This is a genomic window from Candidatus Cloacimonadota bacterium, from assembly GCA_034661015.1.
Lineage (GTDB): Bacteria > Cloacimonadota > Cloacimonadia > JGIOTU-2 > JGIOTU-2 > JAYEKN01.
In genome coordinates this window covers 1-2303 of record JAYEKN010000207.1, presented here as the reverse complement: position 1 = coordinate 2303, position 2303 = coordinate 1, and the positions used below count along the sequence as shown (strand labels likewise).

General features: G+C 34.4%; 2 protein-coding genes. Both read right to left on the bottom strand.

Annotated elements, in window-relative coordinates; all coding sequences use genetic code 11:
• Nucleotides 1–183: 183 nt before the first annotated feature.
• On the bottom strand, nt 184–1455 hold the full coding sequence (locus U9P79_08050) for an adenylosuccinate synthase (protein MEA2104574.1): 1272 nt from the start codon (nt 1453–1455) through the stop codon (nt 184–186).
• A 233-nt stretch (nt 1456–1688) separates the two neighbouring features.
• A complete protein-coding gene (locus U9P79_08045; GenBank protein MEA2104573.1) occupies nt 1689–2180 on the bottom strand; it encodes a hypothetical protein in 492 nt (163 codons plus the stop codon).
• Between the last annotated feature and the right edge of the window lie 123 nt (nt 2181–2303).

The window sequence follows — 2303 nt, the reverse complement described above, 5'->3', positions numbered from 1 at the left end:
ACGAAACACACAGAAAAACACTGAAAATGATATTGAATCTTGATTTTTGAATATCGTTTGTTTTCTATCCGGTACATAAGAAAACGTAACATTGTCGAAAATGATACTCATTCAATCGTCCTTTCTAACCAAAAAACTTATACCACGAAACACACAGAAAAACACGGAAAAGAGTATTGAAGTTTAATTTCGGAATATCGTTTGTTTTCTATCCGGTCCAACCGAGACAATACTGATTTTCGTACTGATCAATTCTTCAAGTTTAAGAATAAACAATCTCGTATTTTCAGGCAATCTATCAAAATCAGTAATATCTGAAATATCCTGTTCCCAACCTGGTAGAGAAATATATTGGGGCACGAGTTTTTCGAACACAAATTGGTCAAGGGGAAATTTGGCGATTTTCTTTCCGAGATATTCATAATGAGTGCAGATTTTAATTTTTCCCATACCGCTAAAAACATCAGTTTTTGTAAGAGCAATTTCGTCAAAACCGTTTATCAGCACTGAAAATTTTGCAGCCGGAACATCAAACCAACCGCAGCGGCGCGGTCTTCCGGTTGTCGCTCCAAACTCAGCACCTTGTTTGCGAATTAATTCACCCGTCTCATCTTTCAATTCAGTGGGAAAAGGTCCCTTGCCGACTCGTGTAAAATACGCTTTCATTATTCCAACAATCGTATCCACTCTGTGGGGATTTATCCCGGTTCCGACAATTGCTCCACCCACAGATGGATTGGATGAAGTTACATACGGGTAACTACCAAAATCAATGTCAAGTAAGGTTCCCTGAGCTCCTTCCAGCATTACTTTTTTTCCTTCATCAAGAAGTTCATTTATCAAAAATGGGGTATCTGAGATATACTGTTTTAATTTATCAGCGGCAGCCAAAAGTCTTTGCCTCATTTCTTCAATATCGTTTTGTGAAAGCCATTTGTGCAATAATTCCTTTTTATGATGAATAAGATTATCAATCCTGTCGCTTAATAATTTTGGATACTGTAGATCTCCGAAACGAATCCCCAACCGTGAATATTTATCCGAATACGTAGGACCTATTCCGCGTTTTGTCGTTCCGATAGATTTTTTCCCACTTTTCTCCTCATTCCATTCATCCAAAAAAATATGAATCGGTAAAGTGATATGAGCTTGTGAACTGATGAACAATCTCCCTGCCAAAGAAATGCCTTGCTCTTCCAGATCGGAAATTTCCTCAAGCATCTGCAAAGGATCAATCACAACACCATTGCCAATAATACATTGGACATCTTTGTGCAAAATACCGACCGGAATAATGTGCAAAACTGTTTTTCTTCCTTGATTGATTACCGTATGACCGGCGTTGCAACCTCCCTGAAAACGCACGATTACATCTGCATCTTCTGCAAGATAATCAATGATTTTAGCTTTCCCCTCATCACCCCACAAAGCTCCTAAGACTACTTTTAGTGACATAGCACCTCAATTATTTTTTCTGCTTGTAACTGAACAGGAAAAACGCCATCTTCATTAGCTAAACCATCTCCCTTTCGCATTTTTCCACCATAAACCAACTTATATTCCTTTTGCTTTGCCGGGAATAGTTTGTATTTATAATCATCAGGAATGTTTTCTCACTTTTGCAATCTTTCGATTAAATCTTGTATTTCGTATTTTGATAATTTCATATTCATATTTCTAAAAGCCCTTTATCTTTCCAATTTACTTAAAATAGTTACAGCCTCAATATCAAATTTAGAAAAAGCAAACCACTTTTTACCCAAATCTTTTAAACTTGCTCCAAAATGATAAATTTGTTTATAATCAATAATTAAAAATCTATCGTGAGATGAATTAAATTGTTTTATAATTATCGGGTTATATTGGGAATTATATTTTACCAAATCTAATTTAATTTGTTGGCTTATATTATTAGAATAGATAGTTACCTTTACTTTTTGATTTTTACTAAAAAGCATAAGCACTGTTTCATCAATACAATTATCAATTAAGGTTATTGATTTTTTAGCTTTTTTTATTAGAGAGGAGATGAACGGGTAAGCAGCAAAAATTTGTCCGTCAAAAAAAGATACCTTGCTTATGTTGAATTTCTTTTGCTTCAATAGCTTTAAAAACTTTTTCAAAATTTTCATCGTGCTTAATATGTTTTGCTCTATATAATTAAATTTTTGAAAAATCATTGCAATATTTTCTTATAGCAAATTTATAATTCCGTTGCGTTTCTCCTACTTGTGCCTATCCCTTTGCTATCTAATCATCCAATTTATTGAACATATCTTTCTCAACCGCACAAATAGGGCATA